Here is a 20,935-nt window from a genome sequence, read left to right on the forward strand (position 1 = left end):
TGTGATCGAACCCCAAGCCACGCTGGAGGACCGGAGTTCCGTGCCCGCCACCGGACAGACCCCCGACACTGCGCAGTCCGGGGACGAGGCGCCCGCCGCCCCGTCCCCCGCCCGGCGCGGACCTGCCGCCGCACTCGCGGTCCGGCTCGCCGTCGTCGTCGCAGTGCTGGCCGTCGCGGGTGGCGGAGTGTGGATCGTGACGCGGGCGGCGTCCCCGGACGCCAGCCCGACCACCACGGACATCCCCGCGCTGAGCGTCAAGGCGGCCGACGTCAAACCCGGTTCGATCGCGCCGGTGAACGCCGTGGCCGCGGGAGGCGCGGCCGAACAGGGCACCGCGCCGCAAGCGGCCCGCCCGTCCGGCGGCGACCCGCTCGAAGGCTGGGCGAACAAGGTCGCGGGCGTCACCGGGATCCCGGCGCGGGCGCTGCGGGCGTACGGCAATGCCGAGCTCGCGATGCGCTCCGCCGACGCCGGATGCCACATCTCCTGGGCCACGCTCGCCGGGATCGGCCGGATCGAGTCCAACCACGGCCAATACGGCGGAGCGGTCCTCGGCGCCGACGGCCGCCCGTCGAAACCGATCATCGGCGTCCCGCTCGACGGCTCGGCCGGGGTCCGCGCGATCAGCGACACCGACGGCGGCCGGTTCGACGGAGACCCGGTCGCCGACCGCGCGGTCGGTCCGATGCAGTTCATCCCGAGCACGTGGCGCAAGTGGGCGTCCGACGGCAACGGCGACGGCCTCGGTGACCCGCAGCAGATCGACGACGCCGCGCTGTCCGCCGCCCGTTATCTGTGCGCGGGCGGGCGGGACATGGCCAGCCCCGCCGGGTGGTGGGCGGGGATTCTGTCGTACAACAATTCGACGGAGTACGCGCAGAAGGTCTTCGGCCTTGCCGACGGGTACGCCAAGGCGGCTCGGCAAGTGCAGACCGGCTGACGCCCGCCCCGGGCACCTGGCCGGATCGGGCTGCCCGGGTGCGGCAAGGCGGTGGGTTCAAGTCCGTGAAGGGAACCATCACGGAATCTGATTCCGTGATGGTGGCCTTCACGGACGGGCCGCCGGTGTGAGCAACCGATGCCGCATGGGGCGCAGGTCACGACCTCGACGCCTCCCGGCAGCGTGGCGGCCGGTCAGTGCTAGCGTCGGTATGTGCCTGCAGATCCCGGCCCGGCCGTTTCCCCTCTCGGGCGGCGGCTCCTGATCGTCGCCACGTGCCTCGTGAGCCTGGCGATCTGCTGCGGGCTGGCCTGGTGGCAGTGGGACCGGTTCACGTCCGCGGCCGGCACCTTCCAGAATCTCGGCTACGTGCTGCAGTGGCCGCTCTTCGGGCTGTTCCCCGCGTTCATGTTCTGGCGCATCAGGAAGCTGCGCGAACGCGAAGAGGCCGCCGGAGAGCCCGTCGTCGCGGCGCCGGTGAGCGTGCCCGCCCCCCGGCGGGCCGCCGTCGTGCCGCCTGCCGAGGAGGACGACGAGCTCGCCGCCTACAACCGTTACCTTCGCGAGCTCAATGCCCGTGACCAGCAGTCCTGAACGCCCGTGGAAGTGAGGACGCTCCCATGTCGACCAGCACCGACGGTGCCGCCGAAACCCGACAGGCCAAGGTGGCCGGATCGCTGATCCGGTTCCGCACCGCCGCGTATGTGACCGGGGTCGGCCTGCTCGCCCTGTGCGTCACGATGATCATCAGGTACGGCTTCGGCAACGCCACGCCCGCCCAGGTGTACTCGCCGATCCACGGCGTGCTGTACATGATCTACCTGGTGCTCGCCATCGACCTCGCGATCAAGACCCGCTGGTCGATCAAGAGCACGGTGCTCGTGCTCCTGGCCGGATGCGTGCCGTTCGTGTCGTTCGTGGTCGAACGCCGCGTGACGCACCGGGTCCAGGCGTCCCGCGACATCTTCTGAGCTCAGGACCCGATGCCGGTCAGCGACCGGACCTCCATCTCCGCGTGCTTGGCCGGGTCGGCCTTCGAGCGGCCCACGAACGTGCCGATCGCGCCGCACAGGAACGACACCGGGATCGACACCAGGCCCGGGTTCTTCAGCGGGAACCAGTGGAAGTCCACGCCAGGGAAGATGGCGTCCGGCGCACCTGAGACCACCGGCGAGAAGAACACCAGCAGCACGCACGCGATCAGCCCGCCGTAGATGCTCCACAGCGAGCCGGTGGTGTTGAACCGCTTCCAGAAGAGCGAGTACAGCAGGGTCGACAGGTTCGCCGACGCGGCCACCGCGAACGCCAGCGCCACCAGGAACGCGATGTTCTGCCCGTTGGCGAGGATGCCGCCGAGGATCGCGAGCACGCCGATCACGATCGCGGTCAGCCGGGCCACCCGCACCTCGTCCTCCGGCTCGGCCTTGCCGCGCTTGACGACGTTCGCGTACACGTCGTGCGCGAACGACGCCGACGCCGTGATGGTCAAGCCCGCGACCACGGCGAGGATCGTCGCGAACGCGACCGCCGCGATGATCCCGAGGAGCACCGTGCCGCCGATGTGCAGGGCCAGTAGCGGCGCGGCGGAGTTCTCGCCGCCCGGCGCCGCCTTGATCTCGTCGGCGCCCACCAGCGCGGCCGCGCCGAAACCGATGACCAACGTGCACAAATAGAAGACGAACATGCACGCCGTCGCCCACACGACCGAGCGGCGGGCTTCCTGCGAGTTCGGCACGGTGTAGAAGCGCATCAGCACGTGCGGCAGCCCGGCGGTGCCGAGCACCAGGGCGACCGCCAGCGACACGAAGTCGAGCTTCGTCGTCCCGTTCTTGCCGTACGCGCCGCCCGGTTCCAGCAGCTGCGTGCCCTTCGGGCTGCGGTCGGTGGCCGCGGTGAGCAGGTTCGAGAAGTTGAACCCGAACTTGCCCAGCAGGAACACCGTGATCAGCACGGCCGACACGAGCAGGATGGTCGCCTTGATGATCTGCACCCACGTGGTGCCCTTCATGCCGCCGACCAGCACGTACGCGACCATCACGAGCCCGACCACGGCGATCACCAGCGCCTGCCCGAGCTTGGAGTGCACGTCGAGCAGGAGGGCGACCAGACCGCCCGCGCCCGCCATCTGCGCGAGCATGTAGAAGAACGAGATGACCAGCGTGGACGTCGCCGACGCGGCCCGTACCGGACGTTGCTGCATCCGGAAGCTCAGCACGTCGCCCATGGTGAACCGGCCGGTGTTGCGCAGCAGTTCCGCGATCAGCAGCAGGTCGACGAGCCAGGCGACGAGGAAGCCGATGGAGTACAGGAAGCCGTCGTAGCCGTTGATGGCGATCGCGCCGGCGATGCCGAGGAACGACGCGGCGGAGAGGAAGTCGCCGGAGAGGGCGATGCCGTTCTGCCGTCCGGTGAAGGCGCTGTCGGCGGTGTAGTAGCCCGAGCGCGACGAGCGGCGGTTGCCCGCGCGGTACACGACGTACAGGGTGATCGCGACGAAGAGCGCGAACACGCCGGTGTTGATCAAGGGGTTGCTCGCCTGGGTGGCTTCGGCGGCGAGCGCGGTGGTGGTCACTGGGGAGTTCCTTCCGTGGCGGAGGCCCGTTCGCGGATCTCGGCGGCCCGCGGGTCCATCTCGCGGTTGGCGAAGCGGACGTACAGCACCGTGATCACCGCAGTGGTGACGAACTGGCCGAGCCCGAGCAGCATGCCGACGTTGACCAGGCCGAACACGCGGGTGCTCATGAAGTCGCCCGCGTAGGCGGCCAGCACCACGTAGACGAGGTACCAGACGAAGAACCCGATGCTCATCGGGAACACGAACCGGCGGAACCGGCCGCGCAGCGCGCCGAACTCGGGGCTGCGCTGGATCCGCTCGTAGTCCGGGCCGGTGCGGCGGGGACGGGTGCCGTCCGGTGCGGGCTCGCCGTCGCGGTCGAACAGGGCCGGCATCCGGCCGGTCTCTTCCACGGCACTGACGGGCTGTCCCGGCGTGCGCGCGACGTTGTGCATGGATGCCTCCGGCAACTTGCGCCAGTGGTGGCGGGGGAGCGGGCGCCTCGTTCGGGTGGCACCCGGTTCGCCCTTGCGGACTGGGAGGCGGCCATAGTAACGACGCCGCCGATCGGTGGAAAAAGCCGGTTCCCGAGGCCCGCGAAATTCCTTTTCGGACCGGAAATTGCCGGTAATCGAGAAGTCTCCGCAGATCACGGGCGGATCACTCGGAATAGTGAGCACTTATGTCACGGGGAGTCGCCGGTGCCCTTCCCGGTTGCGGCAGACGGCGGAGTGACGGGCCGGTCAAGATCCACTACGGTGACCGGTCGTAGTCGCCGGGCGGGGTGCTGTCCCCGGACCGGCACTCCGGGCCGGCCCCGGACGGGGATTCCCAGGCAGGGAAGGAGGGTTGGCAAAAATCACCGGGTCGTGCGGCGAGTCGCTGCATCTCCACAACATCGGGTTCATCTTCCCCCGTATCCCACCCGAAGGGGGCACAGAGCGTAGTCCCATCGAGGGGTCCGGCTACCCTCCGTGGGCTGATCGGGTGACCGCCGGACGCCGGATGCCGGAGCACCGGGTAACCGGAATTCCCCGATGCGGCGTTCCCCGGCGAAACCGTGGCTCCGAGTCCGCGTGTTTCGGCTATTTTCGCTGGTCAGCCATCTCAACTGGAACGCAATAACAGGAGCGGCGATTGGTGTACGATTCTTTGGCCCCAGCCGCCCGCACCGATCGATAAGGCTCAGACAAGTTGATCTCGACCACGGCCGTGCAGTACGCAAGTTGCGTGATGCACGTGCATAGTCCCGGGAAGCCGCACGGCTTCCGGGCAGGTGCAAGATCGATACTGTCGCGTCCGGATCCGGTCGGACGTGCGGGCAGGCGGACCGCGGCGGGCCGCACCGGGAGCGAGGGGAGCTACCGGAACCGCCGACGGGCAGCCACGACGCCGGACAGGGAGTCACTTTCGTGACCGTTGCAGGAGAAGGCCAAGTGCCTGTTGAGAAGCTGCTCGGCCGCCCGCCCCGGCGGTCGCGCCGCTCATCGGGCTGGCGCGCGGCGATGCGCTGGCGGGACTGGAGCCTGCCGGTCAAGCTTTCCGCGGTCACGCTGGTCCCCATCGTGCTCGCCCTCGTCCTCGGCATCACCGCGATCGCGGGCCAGGTCGGGCGCTCGAGCGACTACCAGAGGATCGACCGGCTCGTCGCGCTGAGCACCCAGCTGCGCGCGCTCACCGACGGGCTCCAGCGGGAGCGCACCCAGACCGCCGCGCAGCTCACCGCGGGCACCGCCGGGGTCACGCCCGAGCTGAAGGCCGCCCGCGCGGCCACCGACGCCGCCGTCGCGCCGTTCACCGAGGCAGCCGCCCGGGTCGGCGGCGACGGTTCGAGCGTGTCCGGCGCGGTGAACTCGGCCACCGCGCAGGTCAACGAGATCGCGGTGATCCGTCAGCAGGTCGGCGCCGGGCTGCTGAACGCCGCCGAGGCGGTCGGTGACTACAACGCCGTCACCAGCGCGCTGATCGCGGCCGACACCGCCGTGTCCGCGGGCGCGAGCGCCAATGCGCTCGGCAGCTCCCCGAGCGCGCTGCACGACCTCGAAGCGGCGAAGGAACAGGCGTCGGTCACCCAGTCGCTGGTCGCCTACGGCATCTCCACCGGCACGCTCACCGGGCGGCAGCTGAGCGACGTCCGGGATGCGGAGCTGCGCTTCGACGACCGGATCGCCGACTTCAACGCCGCCGCCACCGCGCCGCAGCGCCAGGACCTCGAGAGCACCCTCAAGCCGGACACCGCGTACGACCGCAAGCGGATGCTCGGCACCGTGCTCGGCGGACAGGGGGTGTCCACCGACGACGCCCTCAAGCGGGTGCCGGCGCAGGAGTGGAACACCGCGTCGAACGCCGTCGTGTCGCAGCTGACCGAGGTCGGCAAGCGGATGAGCGACGACCTCACCTCGTCGTCGGCCGAGCTGGTCGAGGACGCCGGCAGCAGTGCCGGGCTGCTCGCCGTGCTGCTGTTCGCCGCGCTGGCCGCGGCCGCCGCGGTCGTGTTCGTCATCTCCCGTCAGCTGCTTCGGTCGCTGAAGATCTTGCGGCGCAGCGCATTGGACGTCGCGGAGAAGGATCTGCCCGAGGCGGTCCGCAACATCCAGGAAGGCCGGGCGCAGAGCGTCGAGGTCGAACCCGTCCCGGTGCACGTACAGGACGAAGTCGGCGAAGTCGCGCGCGCGTTCGAGAAGGTGCACAGCCAGGCACTGAAGCTGGCGACCGAGCAGGCCGCCATGCGCGCCGGGTACAGCAGTGTGTTCGTCAACCTGTCGCGGCGCAGCCAGAGCCTCGTGCAGCGGCAGCTGCAGCTGATCGAGCGGCTGGAGCGCGACGAGGAGGACGCCGACCAGCTGGCCACGCTGTTCCAGCTCGACCACCTCGCCACCCGGATGCGGCGCAACAACGAGAACCTGATGGTCCTCTCCGGCGCCGAGCCGGGACGGCGGTCCGGGCAGCCGGTGCCCGCGCACGACGTGCTGCGTGCCGCGGTGTCGGAAATCGAGCAGTACCAGCGGGTTTCGGTGCAGCATCCGCCCGCGGTGAAGATCGTCGGGTTCGCCGCGAGCGACGTCCAGCGCCTGATCGCGGAGCTGCTCGACAACGCGACCGCGTTCTCCGCGCCGGAAACGCAGGTGACCGTGGCGACGCGGCTCGCCGAGGACGGTTCCCTCAACGTCGACATCCTCGACAAGGGCATCGGCATGAACGAGTACGAGGTGGTGGAGGCCAACGGCAGGCTCACCGACTCGGGCTCGGTCGACCTCGCGACCTCGCGCCGGATGGGCCTCTTCGTGGTCGGCCGCCTCGCCGGGCGGCACCGGATCGGGGTCTCGCTGCACGGTGGCAAGGACATCGTGGGCGTGCGGGCCACCGTGGTCGTGCCGCCGGAACTGGTGATGACCGGTGCGGTGCCGGTCGGCCAGGGTCCCGCGGCGAGTGTCGCGGCGCCGCCGACGGCCCCGGGCGGCCTGCCGCGGCGGCAGCGTCCGGTGAACGGCTCGGCGCGGCCGGGACTGGTGCCGCAGCAGGGTTCCAGCGCCGACGACACGCAGCGCTGGCCGTCGGCTGGTGACCTCGCGGGCTTCTCGTCCGACGTGCGCCCGCCGTCGGACCTCGAGGTCTCCGGTACCGCGTTGTTCAGCCCGATCCCGCGCGACGACGCGGCCACCCCGCCGCCCCCGCCGGCGCCGAAACTGCCGCAGATCGTCAACGTCCCGCCGCCGCGGCCGGAGCCTGAGCCTGCTGCTCCCGCCCCCGCCGAGCCGCCGCGGGACGAGCGGGACAGCGAGCTGCCCTCGGGCAAGGACCTCTTCTCCGCGGCCAACGCGACGACGCTCAGCGACTGGTGGAACCAAGCCGCGCAGCAGGTCCCGGAGGTCCCGCCGCCGTCGGCCGCCGAGACGACGATCGAGAACACGCCGATCTTCGACGAGATGCTGTCGGCGTGGTTCCGGTCGCCCGCCCCGCCGGCGCCTTCGCCTGCTCCGTCCACTTCGGACGAACCGGAGACGCCGGACGAGGACCGGCGCAACTGGGACTTCGCGAGCGACGAGAACTGGCGCACGGTACAGGCGCTGTCGCAGGTGGAGCCCACGGCGTTCACGAAGTCGGGGCTGCCGCAGCGGCGTCGCGGTGAGCAGCTCATGCCGGGCAGCGCCACGCCGGAGCGCGCGCTGCCCGCCGCCGAGCCGCCGAGCAGCGACCTGCCGGTCCGCGACCCGATCGACGTGCGCGGCAGGCTGAACAGCTTCCAGCGCGGGGTGACCCGGGGACGTCAGGAAGTCCGCGAATCGGCCGAATCGCCGGAGGCGACCGGTACCGCTGCCGTCACCGACGGCGGGACCGGCACTGCGGCACCTCCCGGCACCACGGCAGAACACCCGCCGGGTCACGAAACGGCGATCCGGCGGCGGCAGACGGTCGCCGGTGCGTTCGGCGGGCCGACCGATCCGGCCCGCGCCGACGGGATGCCGCAGCGCACCCCGGGTTCGGCCGCGGCGTTCGCCGGCCCGAACTGGGGAGAAGCCGGAACCGACGAGACGGCCGTACCTCCGGCCTTCGACCCGAACGGCGGCTGGCCGCAGCAGCCCGCCGGTGCGGTGAGCGCGGAAAGGCTTGCGCCGCAAGGAGATCTGACGGTCCGCCCGGACAAGCCGGACAGCCTGCCCACCCGCCGCAAGGGCGCGAGCAGCCTGCCGCCCGCCCCGCCTGCCGACCCGGACCAGGTCCCGGCCGCAGTCGCCGGGCTGGAGGCCGCGGTGGCGGGTACCGCGCAGACCCCGGCTGCGGCGCAGGCCGCAGCTCAAGCGCAAACCCAGGCCGCGCAAGGAAAGACTGCCGCCCCGGGACAGCCTTCCGGCGCCGAGACCGACCAGACCGGTACGCCGGGACAGCTGCCGGGCGCTACGCCCGGCCAGCCCGTCCTGCCGGGGCAAGCCTCCGGCCTGACGACCGGCCAGACCCCGGCTCCGGGGCAGGTTTCGAGCACCACCGGCCAGACCGTCACGCCAGGACAGCCGGGCACTGCGGCCGACCGGACGGCGCCGGGTCAAGCCTTGCCAGGCCAGACTGCGCCGGGTCAGACCGTGCCTGGCCAAGCTGCGCCGGGTCAGACCGCGCCAGGCCAGACCGCGCCAGGCCAGACCGCACCGGGCCACACTGCGCCTGGCCAAGCCACGCCGGGTCAGACCGCACTGGGACAGACCGCGCCTGGCCAAGCCACGCCGGGACAGAACGTGCCGGGACAAGCGGCGGCGCAAACCACGGCTGCGGGTCAGGCCGTGGCGCCAGTGGTGCCCGGTCCGGCGAGCCCCCCCGGTGTCGCGCCGCCCGGGGTCCCGGCGCAAGGTACATCGCGCTCCTCGGCGGGCCAGCCGCAGAGCACCCCGGCCGATGCCACCGCACCCGGTCCCGATGACGCCGCTGAGTGGAACTTCGGCTCGGATGACGGGTGGCGGACGGTCCAAGCCGTGTCCCAGTCGGCACCTACGTCGTTCACTTCGGCAGGATTGCCCCGGCGCCGCCGTGGAGAGCAGCTTCTCCCCGGGAGCGCACCGGCGCCTTCCGGGGCGGCGAGTCCCCGTCCGTCCCGCGACGCGCACGACGTGCGTGGTCGCCTGAGCAGTTTCCAGCAGGGCATCCAGCGCGGCAGGCACCGCACCGCGCAGGCCGCCGAGACGAACCACGAAACACTGGAGGGTGAATGACCTCGCCGAATGCGGCCCAGCCGCAGCAGAACCAGTTCGGCTGGCTGGTGAACGACTTCGCCGAGCGCGTCCCTGGCGTCGCGCACGCCGTCGTCGTGTCGGCCGACGGTCTCCTGCTGACGGCCTCCAACCGGCTGCCGCTCGACCGCGCCGACCAGCTCGCCGCCGTGGCGTCCGGGCTCGTCAGCCTCACCCAGGGCGCCGCGCGGTGCTTCGAGGCGGGCACAGTGCGCGAGACCGTCGTCGAGATGGAGCTCGGCATCATGGTGCTGATGTCGATCAGCGACGGATCGTGCCTCGCCATCCTCGCCGCGCCGAACTGCGACATCGGGCAGGTCGCCTACGAGATGACGATGCTGGTCGACCGGGTCGGCCAGATCCTCACCCCGGAACTGCGCGCCCAGCTGCAGGGTGCCGGTGGCTCGCTGATCGGCGAACCGGTGGGATGATGGCGCGATGAGCCAGGGGTCCGGATTGTTCGGCGGAGAGCCGGGAGACGGCGGCGAGCCCCCGCGCGGGGAGGCGCCCGGCGCCGGTGACGACGGCACTTTTGCCGACGTCCTCAACGGTTTCAGCCTCGATTCGGGCCGTTCCCGGAGAAAACGGAAGAAGAGCGGCAAGGAAACGAAGGAATCCCAGTCCCCCGTGCCGCCCGTCGCAGGAGCACATGCGGCGGCGGACCCGCCGGCGGTACCTCCGCCGGCCGACCAAGGAGATGGTGTGACCTCTCTCGTCTCTCCACCGGGCAGTACGGACTCCGACGGCCCCAGACCAGGCGGGCTCTTCGACCCGGGACCGCCGAGCGGAGAGTTCTCGATGCCGTCGGCGTTCAGCAGGCCCGAGCGTCCCGAACGGGTGGACCCGGCCGAGGAGACGGCGATCGTGCGGCCGTACGCTCTCACCGGCGGGCGCACCAGGGCGAACTACGCGCTCGAGCTGGAGACCCTGATCTCCACCAAGGACCACGTGGCCGCGGGGGGTTTCCCCCAGGCGGCCGCGGAACAGATCGAGAGCATCTCGATCATGGAAGAATGCCGGACCCCGCGTTCGGTGGCCGAGATCGCGGCGGCGCTCAGGGTGCCGCTGGGGGTCGCCAGGGTGCTGATCAGCGACGCGGCCGACGCGGGCCTCGTCACCGTGCACCGGACGATCTCGGGCCAGGACGGCGCAGAAGCACACTTGATGTTGATGGAAAGGGTTTTGAGTGGACTCCGTCGGCTTTAAGGAACCGCGGGAAACCGCGCCCCCGACCATGACATCGGCGAAGATCGTGGTGGCAGGCGGTTTCGGGGCGGGCAAGACGACCTTCGTGGGTTCGGTGTCGGAAATCGTCCCGCTCACCACCGAGGCGATGATGACCGATGCCAGCCGGGGCATCGACAACCTCGACCAGACCCCGCACAAGACGACCACCACGGTCGCCATGGACTTCGGCCGCGTGTCGCTCGACGCGGACCTGATCCTCTACCTGTTCGGCACGCCAGGGCAGCAGCGGTTCTGGTTCATGTGGGACGACCTCGTGCGCGGCGCGATCGGGGCGGTCGTGCTCGCCGACACGCGGCGGCTGGCGGATTCGTTCGCCCCGATCGACTTCTTCGAGGACCGCGGCCTGCCCTACATCGTCGGCGTCAACACGTTCGACGGCGTACTGGAGCACGACATCAACGACGTGCGCGAGGCGCTCTCGATCGACCCGAGCATCCCGATCGTCCGCTGCGACGCCCGGGAGCGCGAATCGACCAAGCAGACGCTGATCACGCTCGTCGAGTACGCGATGCGGCAGTGGATCGCGCTGCGGGCGGCGAAGGCCAGCCACTGAGCGGCCGCCGGGTCACCGCAGCGTGACCCGGCGCCTCCCCGGTGGTCACCCTTTCCGGTACCGCAGCAGCACCACCGCGCCGTCGAACGTGCGCGTCTCCAGCAGGGTGAGTCCGATCCGGTCGGCGTCCGGCGCGAACGGGCGTTTGTCCCCGCCGAGCACCACCGGGTGCACGAACACCTGGTACTCGTCGATGAGCCCGCGCCGCCCCATCTCGGCGGCGAGGACGTGCCCGCCCATCATCACGATGTCCCCGCCCGCGGCGGCTTTCCGCGCGGCCACCTCCTCGGTGAGATCGCCGTTCGCCACCTCGGTTCCCCACTCCGCCGAGGTCAGCGTGCGCGAGAACACGAGCTTGGGCTTCTTCCGCCACACCGGCGCGAACGCGATGTCGTGCGGATGGTCCGAAATGGACTCGGCGTCGGGCCAGTAGCTCGCCATCATCTCCCAGACCCGGCGGCCGTAGGCGAACATCGCCGCGCGCTCGGACAGCTCATGGGAATAACCGGACAGCTCCGGCCCCATCTGTGGCCAGTCGAACTCGCCGGCGGGACCCTCGACGCAGCCGTCGAGCGAGGTGTGGACCATGAAGATCAGGTCGGCCATGACGTGCTCCTTCTCCGTGGTGGACGCCTTTCGCAGGCGCCGGTCACCAGGGGGTCGGAGCCATCATGGCCGACCGGACACCGCCGGGGAGAGTTTTTCAGTACTCTTTCCGGTATTCGTCGTGCCGCCGCCACCAGCTGCTCGGCGCGTCGCCGCCGCCGCGGCAGCGCAGGTTCGACACGAACTGGCCGCCACCGCGGCCGGACGTGAAGCAGGTGCGGAAGACGTCTTCGCCGGGGCGACGACGGTGAGCGTCACGTCACGGGCATGCAGGTGTGCCGGATGACCCATGCTGTCCACGAGCAGGGAACAGCCGGGGTAGCCCGCTTCGTCACCGGGGTACCGCATGAAGTGGTAGCCGATCAGCTGGCGGCGGCCGTCGAACAGGTCGAGCAGGCTGTGTGTCCTTTTCCTTGCGCAGCAAGGATTCCCGCGCCCGAGCCCACTCCTCCGGGGACACCACCGCGGTCATCGGACTGCCGCCAAGCTGCGTGTCAGGTCCTCGAAGGCCGACATCCAGCCGTACCGGTGGCCTTCCTGCTCGGCCTCGTTCGGGAACGGCGTCTGGTGGAACGTCATCTCGGTCTTGCCGTCCAGGTCGGCGAGCGTGACCGTGATGACCGTTTCGCCCACCTCGTCGTCCGGGACGTCCCAGCGGTAGGTGAACACGAGCCGCGACGGGGGAGTGACCTCGCGGTACACCCCGGACATCCGCCGGTCCACGCCGTACTCCTCGCTGCGGATCCGGCCCTTCCAGGCGCCGCCCGGACGCGGGTCGGTGACCACCTCCGAGGCCAGGAACTTCTCCGGGCCGAGCCAGTTCGCCAGCTGGTCGGCGTCGGTCCAGGCGCGGAACACGAGGTCTCGCGGCGCGTCGAACACGCGCACGATGGTGAGGTCCGAAGTCATTCCCCAGTCTCCTTTCGCGGAGCTTGCAGCTGCCGCAGATGCTCGTCCAAGCGGTCGAACCCGGCTTCCCAGAACCGGCGGTACTCCGCGACCCAGCCGGCGACGCCCGCGAGCGGCGCCGCCTCCAGCCGGCAGGGCCGCCACTGGCGCGTCCGGCCACGGCTGATCAGCCCGGCCTGTTCCAGCACCTTCAGGTGTTTCGACACTGCCTGCAGGCTGACCTCGAACGGGGCCGCGAGCTCGTTGACGGTGGCCTCGCCCTCGGTGAGCCGGGCGAGGATCGCGCGCCGGGTCGGGTCCGCCAGCGCGGCGAAGGTGGTGCTCAGCTGATCGGTCGCCATCGGTGCTCAATCACTTGGTTAATTAACTGACAGGTTGAATATAGAACGGCTGTCAACCCCCTGCTGAGAGCCGGGTCACCGCCGCTCGGGTTTCCAATAGTAGGAAGTCCTAGTATTTTGGAGGGATGAGCGCCAGCGACCTGTACCGTCCCGTGAACCCGGTCCGGTTCGTCACGGCTTCGAGCCTGTTCGACGGCCACGACGCCTCGATCAACATCATGCGCCGGATCCTGCAGTCGCAGGGGGCGGAGGTGGTGCATCTCGGCCACAACCGGTCGGTCGACGAGGTGGCCACCGCGGCCATCGCCGAGGACGTGCAGGGGATCGCCGTTTCCGCGTACCAGGGCGGGCACGTCGAGTACTTCAGCTACCTCGTGGAGCTGCTCGGCGAACGCGGGGCCGGGCACATCAAGGTGTTCGGCGGCGGTGGCGGCGTCATCGTGCGCGAGGAGATCGACCTGCTGCATTCCCGCGGCGTGGCCCGGATCTTCTCGCCCGAGGACGGGTACGAGATGGGCCTGCCGGGCATGATCAACTCGATGATCGAGGCCTGCGACAGCGACCTGTCCACCCAGCCGCCGGAGTCGGTGGACAAGCTGCTGTCGGGCGAGGTCCCGGCGCTCGCGCGGGTGATCACCCAGCTGCAGCGCGAAAACCTGCCCGCGGAATGGCTGTCGGCGATCACCGAGGCGGCGGGACAGCGGCAGGTTCCGGTGCTGGGCATCACCGGCACCGGCGGGTCGGGCAAGTCCTCGCTCACCGACGAGCTCATCCGCCGTTTCCGTCTCGACCAGGAAGACAAGCTGCGCATTGCGGTGCTCGCGGTGGACCCGTCGCGGCGCAAGGGCGGCGGTGCGCTGCTCGGCGACCGGATCCGGATGAACTGCCTCGACGGCTCTCCGGTGTACTTCCGTTCCCTCGCGACCCGGACGACCAGCGGTGAGATCCCGGCCGGGCTGCGCGAGTCGATCCTCGCGTGCAAGGCCGCCGGGTATGACCTGGTGATCGTGGAGACTCCGGGTATCGGCCAGGGAGACGCGGGCATCGTCGACTACGTGGACGAGTCGCTGTACGTGATGACGCCGGAGTTCGGCGCCGCGTCGCAGCTGGAGAAGATCGACATGCTCGACTTCGCCGACGCGGTCGCGATCAACAAGTTCGAGCGTCGCGGTGCCGAAGACGCGCGGCGTGACGTTGCGCGCCAGCTCGTGCGTAACCGCGAGGCATTCGGCTCCGCGCCGGAGGAAATGCCGGTGTACGGCACGAGTGCGGCGAAGTTCAACGACGACGGCGTCACGGCGTTGTACCAGCATTTGCGTGACGTGCTTGCCGAGCGCGGCCTGTCCGTGTCGGCCGGGGTGCTGCCTGCGGTGCCGGGCAAGGTTTCCACGGACGCCAGCACGGTCATCCCGGGCAGCCGCTCGCGCTATCTCGCCGACATTTCCGAGACCGTGCGCGGGTACCACGCGGAGACCGGAAAGCAGGTCGCCGCGGTCCGCAAGCACGAGCACCTGGCCGAGGCGCGGACGGCGCTGGCCGAGGTGGACGCGAGCACCGACGCGCTGGACGGCCTGCTCGCCGCCGCGGAGTCCGATGTGGACGGCGAGTCGACAAAGCTCCTCGAGAGGTTCCGGGCGCTGGCCGCGGACTACCGCGAGGAGGAGCTCGTGGTGAAGATCCGCGACAAGGAGCTGCGTACCCAGCTGTGGCGGGAAACGTTGTCCGGCAACCGGATCCCGCGTGTTGCGCTGCCGCGATACACCGACACCGGCGAGCTGCTTTCGTTCCTGCGCCGCGAGAACCTGCCGGGTTACTTCCCGTACACCGCTGGCGTGTTCCCGTTCAAGCGGGAGGGCGAGGACCCGGCGCGGATGTTCGCCGGCGAGGGCGACCCGTTCCGCACCAACCGCCGGTTCAAGCTGCTGTCGGCCGATTCCGACGCCAAGCGGCTGTCGACGGCCTTCGACTCGGTCACGCTGTACGGCCACGACCCGGCCACCCGCCCGGACATCTACGGCAAGGTCGGCACGTCCGGCGTCTCCATTGCGACGCTGGAAGACATGAAGGAGCTCTACGACGGCTTCGACCTCACCGCGCCGAGCACGTCGGTGTCGATGACGATCAACGGCCCCGCGCCCACGATCCTGGCGTTCTTCCTGAACACCGCGATCGACCAGAGGTTCGCCGCGTTCCGCGCGGAGCACGGACGGGAGCCGTCCGAAGCCGAGGCCGCCGAGCTGCGGGAATGGGCGCTGCAGAACGTGCGCGGCACCGTGCAGGCGGACATCCTCAAGGAGGACCAGGGCCAGAACACCTGCATCTTCTCCACCGAGTTCAGCCTGCGGATGATGGCCGACATCCAGGAGTGGTTCATCCGGCACGGCGTGCGCAACTTCTACTCGGTCTCGATCTCCGGGTACCACATCGCCGAGGCCGGGGCGAACCCGATCTCGCAGCTGGCCTTCACACTCGCCAACGGGTTCACCTACGTCGAGTCGTACCTGGCCCGCGGGATGGACATCGACGACTTCGCGCCCAACCTGTCGTTCTTCTTCTCCAACGGGATGGACGCCGAGTACTCGGTGCTCGGCCGGGTCGCGCGGCGGATCTGGGCGGTGGCGATGCGCGAGCGGTACGGCGCCAACGACAGGTCGCAGAAGCTCAAGTACCACGTGCAGACCTCGGGCCGCTCCCTGCACGCGCAGGAGATGAGCTTCAACGACATCCGCACCACGCTGCAGGCCCTGTGCGCGCTGTACGACAACGCGAACTCCTTGCACACCAACGCTTTCGACGAGGCGATCACCACGCCGTCGGAGTCGTCGGTGCGCCGGGCGATGGCCATCCAGATGATCATCAACAAGGAGTGGGGCCTGTCGAAGAACGAGAACCCGCTGCAGGGTTCGTTCGTGATCGACGAGCTCACCGACCTGGTCGAGGAGGCCGTGCTCACCGAGTTCGACCGGATCTCAGAGCGCGGCGGCGTGCTCGGCGCGATGGAAACCGGGTACCAGCGCGGGCGGATCCAGGACGAATCGATGCTGTACGAGGGCAAGAAGCACGACGGGTCGCTGCCGATCATCGGCGTCAACACCTTCCGCAACCCGAAGGAGGGCGAGGACGAGGTCGAGGTGGAGCTGGCGCGCGCGACCGAGGACGAGAAGCAGTCGCAGCTGCACCGGCTCGCCGACTTCCAGCACCGGCACCGCGAGGAAGCACAGCAGGCGCTCAAGACGCTGCGCGAAGCGGCAACCCGCGGCGGCAACCTGTTCGACGTGCTGATGGATGCCGCGCGGGTGTGCTCGCTCGGTCAGATCACCGACACGTTCTTCGAGGTCGGCGGGCAGTATCGGCGCAACGTCTGACGCTTACGCGCGGGTCGCGGCCAGGTGCCACATCGGGACGAGGACGCGGCCCTGCTCGTCGGTGTCGAGCGACGCGGTGTCCAGCTGCTCGTCGGGCGCTAAGGCGGCGAGCGCCTGGCTGAGGCTGTCGCGCGTCATTGCGGTGGTGTAGCTGACCTGCTCCAGTGTGCGGAACGTCCAGCTGGGTCCCACAGTCTCGCGAAGGTTCTGCTCGCTCACGCGGCTCGGCGCGGGGAAGCCGTCGGGCACAGTGTCCGCGAAGCAGAACAGGTGCAGCTGTGCGTCGGGTTTCGTTGCGCGCACCAGCGATGCCACGTACGCGTGCCGTGCGTCTTCGTCGAGACAGTGGTAGAGCGCGCTGTCGAGCACGGTGTCGAAACGGCCTTCGTAGCCTTCGAGGCGTGTTGCGTCAGCCTGCGCGAAGGTGATGTTCAAGCCTCGCTTCGCGGCGCCTTCACGTGCTCGCGCCAGCGCAGTCGGCGCGCCGTCGAGACCGGTGACGCGGTGTCCGCGGGACGCGAGGAAGATCGCGTTGTCGCCGAGTCCGCAACCGATGTCGAGCACCTCGCCCCGGAACCCGCCGGCCGCCTCGAGGGCGACGAGCGCGGGCTGTGGACCGTCGATGTCCCACGGAATCGTGTCGCCGATCGGGGACTTGCCCTGGTAGATCTCCTCGAAGTCGACGTCTGGCACGTTCATCGCCTGTCTCCTATTCAACGGTTGATGATTTTACGTTAGCCGACTCGTCCGGTGACCTGTCAACCGTTCCGGGAATACTGCACCCGGTCCGCGGAGTACAACGAGGTATGGACTTCGGGATCTCCACGTTCGTGACCGACGAAGGCATCCGGCCCGACGTGCTGGGCGAAGCACTGGAGGAGCGTGGTTTCGACTCGCTTTTCCTTGCGGAGCACTCGCACATCCCGGTGAGCCGCGAGACGCCGTACCCCGGCGGGGAGGACCTGCCCCGCGTCTACTACCGCACCCTCGACCCGTTCGTGGCCCTCACCGCGGCCGCGGTGAACACGTCGGAGCTCGTGCTGGCGACCGGGGTGGCGCTGCTGATCCAGCGGGACGTCTTCCACGCGGCGAAGGAGGTTGCGTCACTCGATCTGGTGTCGAGGGGCCGGGCCGCGTTCGGCGTCGGGGTGGGGTGGAACATCGAGGAAATGGTCGATCACGGCACGGATCCGCGTACCCGCGGGGCGTTGCTGGACGAGCAGATCGACGCGGTGAAGGAGATCTGGACCCGGGAGCAGGCGGAGTTCCACGGCAAGCACGTCGACTTCGATCCGGTGTTCTCGTGGCCGAAGCCGGTGCAGACGCCGCATCCGCCGATCTACGTCGGCGGGTCCAGCCGGGCGGCGTTGCGCCGGGTGTCCGAGCGCGGGGACGCGTGGCTGCCGACCGGGGTGGTGCGGCCGGAGAAGGTCCGCCTGATCCGCGAGTGGCTGGCGGAGCAGGGCCGTCCGGAGATGCCGTCGACGATCTTCGGCGGACGGGCCGACGCGGAGGTGATCCGGCAGTACGCGGAGGCCGGGCTGGATCGGTTCACGTTCCTGCTGCCGACCTTGCCGGAGGCGGAGACTTTGGTGGCGCTGGACGATTTTGCCCGTCTTGCCGCGGAGTCCCGCTGACGTCTGCCGCGTCTTCGAAGTCCGTGAAGGGAACCATCACGGAATCTGATTCCCTGATGGTTCCCTTCACGGACGGTTATTTGTCCAGCAGCAGGTGTACGGAGAGTTCCAGGCGGTTGGCCACGTCGGCGGCCGAGGCGCGCCGGGTGACCCAGGCGACCAGGTTGGCCATCCAGACGTCGGCGACCACGTGGAAGATGTCGCGGTCGGATTCGGTGGGCTCGTCGATGCCCATGGCGCTCGCGAACATGTCTTCCATGAGCCTGCCGACCTGTTCCACCTCGGCGGCCGCGGACGTGTCGGCGAACATGAACGCGCGCACCATCGCCTCGGTGAGATGCGGGTCGCGCTGCATGAGGCGGGTGTTGCGGCCCAGGACGAACATCAGGCGTTCGGCCGGGGTGTCGCCGGGGATCGCGCTGCGTTCGAGTTTCTCGTGCGCGCGCTCGAACTGCTGCGCCAGGCCCGACACGAGCAGGTGGATCTTCGACGGGAAGTAGCGGTACAACGTGCCCAGCGCGACGTCGGCCTTCTCGGCCACGGCGCGCATCTGCACCGCGTCGTAGCCGCCCTTGGAGGCGAGCGCGAGCGTGGCGTCGATGATGCGGCGGCGGCGGTCGCGCTGGGACGGGGACCCCAGCTCGTCGCCCATGGCGCCGAGGCCGTTCGCCCGCGCCTTCGCCACCGGAGCCTTCGCCTTCCCCGGCATCGGCACTCTCCCTGTTCGTGCGGAACTCGTTCCAGTTCGCCGTTCAGCCTACCTGCCCTGGAGAGCGGTTCCCCGGCCGACCCGCTGGCCAAAAAACTGTAACACGTTCTACACTCGCGAGTAGCTCCGTGACCACCCGCGAGGAGGGCCGATGCCGGTCGCACTCACCGAGGACCAGACCGCTCTCGCCGCCGCGGTGCGCGCTTGGGCGGCAGCCCACGATCCGATCGCGGCCGTGCGCGCGGCGGAAACGTCCGGTGCCGGGCTGCCGGACGGGTTCGCGGCCCTGGGGTTGACCGGGGTCGCGCTGCCGGCGTCGGTGAACGGCGCGGACGGGACAGTCGCGGACCTCGCCGCCGGGCTCGCGGCGGCGGCCGAAGCGCTGGTACCCGGGCCGCTGCTGAGCACCGCGCTGGCCGGGCTTCTCCTTGCCGGCCAGGCGAAAGACCTCGCGACCGAGATCGCCGACGGGACCGCGCGGGTCGCGGTGCAGCTGGCCGAATCGGACGTCGTACCCGGTGCCGACGCCGGGTCGTGGCTGCTGGTGCCGCGTGGCGAGCGGTACGTGCTGGTGCCGCCGGGGGCGGTGGAACCGTTGGCACCCTTCGATTTCTCCCGTCCGCTCGCGCGGGTCCGGCGTGGCGAGGGGGAGGTGCTGGACCTGCCGGACGTCCGCGATCTCGCCGCGACGCTCGCGGTCGCCGAGGCGGCGGGAGTGGCGCGCTGGTGCCTGACGACGACTGTCGAGTACGCGAAGGTCCGCGAGCAGTTCGGGCAGGTGATCGGGGCTTTCCAGGCAGTGAAACATTTGTGCGCGGAGATGTTGTGCCGTGCCGAAGCCGCGGAGGCGCTGGCCTGGGACGCTGCCAGCGCGGTCGGTGACCCACTGGCGGCAGCGAGCGCGGCGGCCGTGGCGCTGGACGCGGCGGTCGAGAACGCGAAGGACTGCATCCAGGTACTCGGCGGAATCGGGTTCACCTGGGAGCACGACGCACACCTGTACCTGCGTCGCGCGTTGGTGTTGCGGCAGTGGCTCGGCGGTTCGCGATGGTGGCGGAAACGGGCGGCTGACCTGGCATTGGCGGGGCGGCGACGGACGCTCGGGGTGGACGTCGGCGAGGATGCCCGTCTGGTTGCGGAAGTCGCTGCACTGCCAGAGGAAAACCGCCGCGTCGCGCTGGCCGACGCGGGACTGCTGGCACCGCACTGGCCGCGGCCGTATGGTCGAGGTGCGGACGCGGCGACGCAGCTGCGGATCGACGCCGCGCTGGCGTCCGCGGGCATCCGCCGCCCGGACCTCGTGATCGGCGGCTGGGCGGTCCCGACGATCCTCGCCCACGGCACTGAGGCACAACGCGAACGGTTCGCCGGTCCGACGTTGCGGGGCGAGCTGACCTGGTGCCAGCTGTTCAGCGAACCCGGCGCAGGCTCGGATCTCGCATCGTTGCGCACAGCAGCCAAGCGGGCCGACGGCGGCTGGCTGCTGACCGGGCAAAAGGTGTGGACGTCGCTCGCCCGCCAGGCAGACTGGGCGATCTGCCTCGCCCGCACCGACCCGGAAGTGCCCAAGCACAAGGGAATCACGTATTTTCTGGTCGACATGCGGTCGTCCGGAATCACCACGCGGCCACTGCGCGAGATCACCGGACGGAGCGTGTTCAACGAGGTCTTCCTGGACGACGTCTTCGTCCCGGACGCGGATGTCGTCGGCGAACCCGGCGCAGGCTGGAAACTGGCGCGCACGACGCTGGCGAACGAACGCGTCGCACTGGGCCGAGGCCCGGCAATGGGGGAGAACCTGGAGGCGCTGCTGGAATCGGTAGCCGAAGACATCGACCGCGACCGCCTGGGCGCACTGATCGGACAGGGAAGCGCAGCTTCGGTACTGGACCTGCGAGCAACCCTGCGGCAACTGGACGGCCTGGGCCCCGGCGCGGAATCGTCGGTCGCGAAGCTCCTGGGGGTACGGCACCGGCAAGAGGTAGCCGAATTCGCCCTCACCCTCGCCCCGACCCTGACCCCGGATTCCCCAGCAGCACAGGAGTTCCTGCTGAGCCGCTGCCTGTCCATCGCCGGAGGCACCACACAGATCCTGCTGTCAGCCACCGCAGAACGAATCCTGGGCCTACCCCGCTGACCGTCCGTGAAGGGAACCTTCACGGAATCAGATTCCCTCATGGTTCCCTTCACAGCCTTCCCCCACCACCCGAGCCGCACCCGCGCACCCACCGGGACCAGGCAGCCAGTCCAGGCCCTGCACCCCGATCCGAAGCCAAAACCGTCGTCACAATCCAGCTTCGGGGTGCCCCACCGCAACGCTCCGAGCCAGGGCACCTTCCCAGCGCTACACGTC

At 69.9% G+C, this 20,935-nt stretch carries 18 protein-coding genes; 10 read left to right on the forward strand and 8 right to left on the reverse strand.

Annotated elements, in window-relative coordinates; all coding sequences use genetic code 11:
- Positions 1-40 precede the first annotated feature (40 nt).
- The 3 genes from OO71_RS42200 to OO71_RS42210 all read left to right on the forward strand — a co-directional run bounded on the left by OO71_RS42200 (position 41) and on the right by OO71_RS42210 (position 1,914).
- Positions 41-943 (forward strand): lytic transglycosylase domain-containing protein, encoded by a 903-nt coding sequence (locus tag OO71_RS42200; RefSeq protein WP_033295727.1) that lies wholly within the window; start codon positions 41-43, stop codon positions 941-943.
- 213 nt (positions 944-1,156) lie between these two features.
- A complete protein-coding gene (locus OO71_RS42205; RefSeq protein WP_425388746.1) occupies positions 1,157-1,537 on the forward strand; it encodes a hypothetical protein in 381 nt (126 codons plus the stop codon).
- A gap of 26 nt (positions 1,538-1,563) precedes the next feature.
- Positions 1,564-1,914 carry a DUF3817 domain-containing protein gene (locus tag OO71_RS42210; RefSeq protein WP_033295704.1) on the forward strand — a complete coding sequence of 117 codons (351 nt, stop codon included), beginning with the start codon at positions 1,564-1,566 and terminating at the stop codon, positions 1,912-1,914.
- A gap of 2 nt (positions 1,915-1,916) precedes the next feature.
- Here OO71_RS42210 and OO71_RS42215 read toward each other — a convergent pair whose 3' ends face one another.
- Positions 1,917-3,515, reverse strand: a complete 1,599-nt coding sequence (locus OO71_RS42215) for a solute symporter family protein (protein ID WP_033295705.1) — start codon at positions 3,513-3,515, stop codon at positions 1,917-1,919.
- Complete coding sequence (locus OO71_RS42220; protein WP_033295706.1) at positions 3,512-3,952, reverse strand: DUF485 domain-containing protein; 441 nt, start codon at positions 3,950-3,952, stop codon at positions 3,512-3,514. Before OO71_RS42220 ends, OO71_RS42215 begins: the two co-directional genes overlap by 4 nt.
- A gap of 981 nt (positions 3,953-4,933) precedes the next feature.
- On the opposite strand from OO71_RS42220, the gene OO71_RS42225 reads away from it, so the two are divergent.
- The 4 genes from OO71_RS42225 to OO71_RS42240 are packed head-to-tail and all read left to right on the forward strand — an operon-like array spanning position 4,934 to position 11,015.
- The gene (locus OO71_RS42225; RefSeq protein ID WP_033295707.1) at positions 4,934-9,196 is read left to right on the forward strand and encodes a sensor histidine kinase; all 4,263 of its coding nucleotides are present in this window, start codon (positions 4,934-4,936) and stop codon (positions 9,194-9,196) included.
- Positions 9,193-9,645: a roadblock/LC7 domain-containing protein gene (locus OO71_RS42230; RefSeq protein ID WP_033295708.1), complete on the forward strand. Its 453-nt coding sequence runs from the start codon at positions 9,193-9,195 to the stop codon at positions 9,643-9,645. Before OO71_RS42225 ends, OO71_RS42230 begins: the two co-directional genes overlap by 4 nt.
- A 7-nt stretch (positions 9,646-9,652) precedes the next feature.
- A complete protein-coding gene (locus OO71_RS52735; RefSeq protein WP_245633954.1) occupies positions 9,653-10,420 on the forward strand; it encodes a DUF742 domain-containing protein in 768 nt (255 codons plus the stop codon).
- A complete protein-coding gene (locus tag OO71_RS42240) occupies positions 10,401-11,015 on the forward strand; it encodes a GTP-binding protein (protein ID WP_033295709.1) in 615 nt (204 codons plus the stop codon). The genes OO71_RS52735 and OO71_RS42240 overlap by 20 nt, the downstream gene beginning before the upstream one ends.
- A gap of 45 nt (positions 11,016-11,060) precedes the next feature.
- Here OO71_RS42240 and OO71_RS42245 read toward each other — a convergent pair whose 3' ends face one another.
- The 4 genes from OO71_RS42245 to OO71_RS42255 all read right to left on the reverse strand — a co-directional run bounded on the left by OO71_RS42245 (position 11,061) and on the right by OO71_RS42255 (position 12,871).
- Positions 11,061-11,621 carry a dihydrofolate reductase family protein gene (locus OO71_RS42245; RefSeq protein WP_033295710.1) on the reverse strand — a complete coding sequence of 187 codons (561 nt, stop codon included), beginning with the start codon at positions 11,619-11,621 and terminating at the stop codon, positions 11,061-11,063.
- A 63-nt stretch (positions 11,622-11,684) separates the two neighbouring features.
- The gene (locus OO71_RS49700) at positions 11,685-11,969 is read right to left on the reverse strand and encodes a DUF899 family protein (RefSeq protein WP_425388747.1); all 285 of its coding nucleotides are present in this window, start codon (positions 11,967-11,969) and stop codon (positions 11,685-11,687) included.
- Positions 11,970-12,089: 120 nt separating this feature from the next.
- Positions 12,090-12,530, reverse strand: a complete 441-nt coding sequence (locus OO71_RS42250) for an SRPBCC family protein (RefSeq protein WP_033295711.1) — start codon at positions 12,528-12,530, stop codon at positions 12,090-12,092.
- A complete protein-coding gene (locus OO71_RS42255) occupies positions 12,527-12,871 on the reverse strand; it encodes an ArsR/SmtB family transcription factor (RefSeq protein WP_033295712.1) in 345 nt (114 codons plus the stop codon). Before OO71_RS42255 ends, OO71_RS42250 begins: the two co-directional genes overlap by 4 nt.
- Before the next feature lie 125 nt (positions 12,872-12,996).
- On the opposite strand from OO71_RS42255, the gene icmF reads away from it, so the two are divergent.
- Positions 12,997-16,236, forward strand: coding sequence for a fused isobutyryl-CoA mutase/GTPase IcmF (gene icmF, locus OO71_RS42260; protein ID WP_033295713.1), 3,240 nt, complete (start codon positions 12,997-12,999; stop codon positions 16,234-16,236).
- Positions 16,237-16,239: 3 nt separating this feature from the next.
- Here the strand turns inward: icmF and OO71_RS42265 are convergent, their stop codons facing one another.
- The gene (locus OO71_RS42265) at positions 16,240-16,935 is read right to left on the reverse strand and encodes a class I SAM-dependent methyltransferase (protein WP_033295714.1); all 696 of its coding nucleotides are present in this window, start codon (positions 16,933-16,935) and stop codon (positions 16,240-16,242) included.
- A 107-nt stretch (positions 16,936-17,042) separates the two neighbouring features.
- Between OO71_RS42265 and OO71_RS42270 the strand changes: the two genes are divergently transcribed.
- Positions 17,043-17,873: an LLM class F420-dependent oxidoreductase gene (locus OO71_RS42270; protein WP_033295715.1), complete on the forward strand. Its 831-nt coding sequence runs from the start codon at positions 17,043-17,045 to the stop codon at positions 17,871-17,873.
- Between the two features lie 76 nt (positions 17,874-17,949).
- Here the strand turns inward: OO71_RS42270 and kstR are convergent, their stop codons facing one another.
- Positions 17,950-18,582, reverse strand: a complete 633-nt coding sequence (gene kstR / locus OO71_RS42275) for a cholesterol catabolism transcriptional regulator KstR (protein WP_033295716.1) — start codon at positions 18,580-18,582, stop codon at positions 17,950-17,952.
- 151 nt (positions 18,583-18,733) lie between these two features.
- On the opposite strand from kstR, the gene OO71_RS42280 reads away from it, so the two are divergent.
- Complete coding sequence (locus OO71_RS42280) at positions 18,734-20,719, forward strand: acyl-CoA dehydrogenase family protein (RefSeq protein WP_033295717.1); 1,986 nt, start codon at positions 18,734-18,736, stop codon at positions 20,717-20,719.
- Positions 20,720-20,935: the final 216 nt, after the last annotated feature.

The organism is Amycolatopsis jejuensis (assembly GCF_000717335.1).
GTDB classification, from domain to species: Bacteria; Actinomycetota; Actinomycetes; order Mycobacteriales; family Pseudonocardiaceae; genus Amycolatopsis; species Amycolatopsis jejuensis.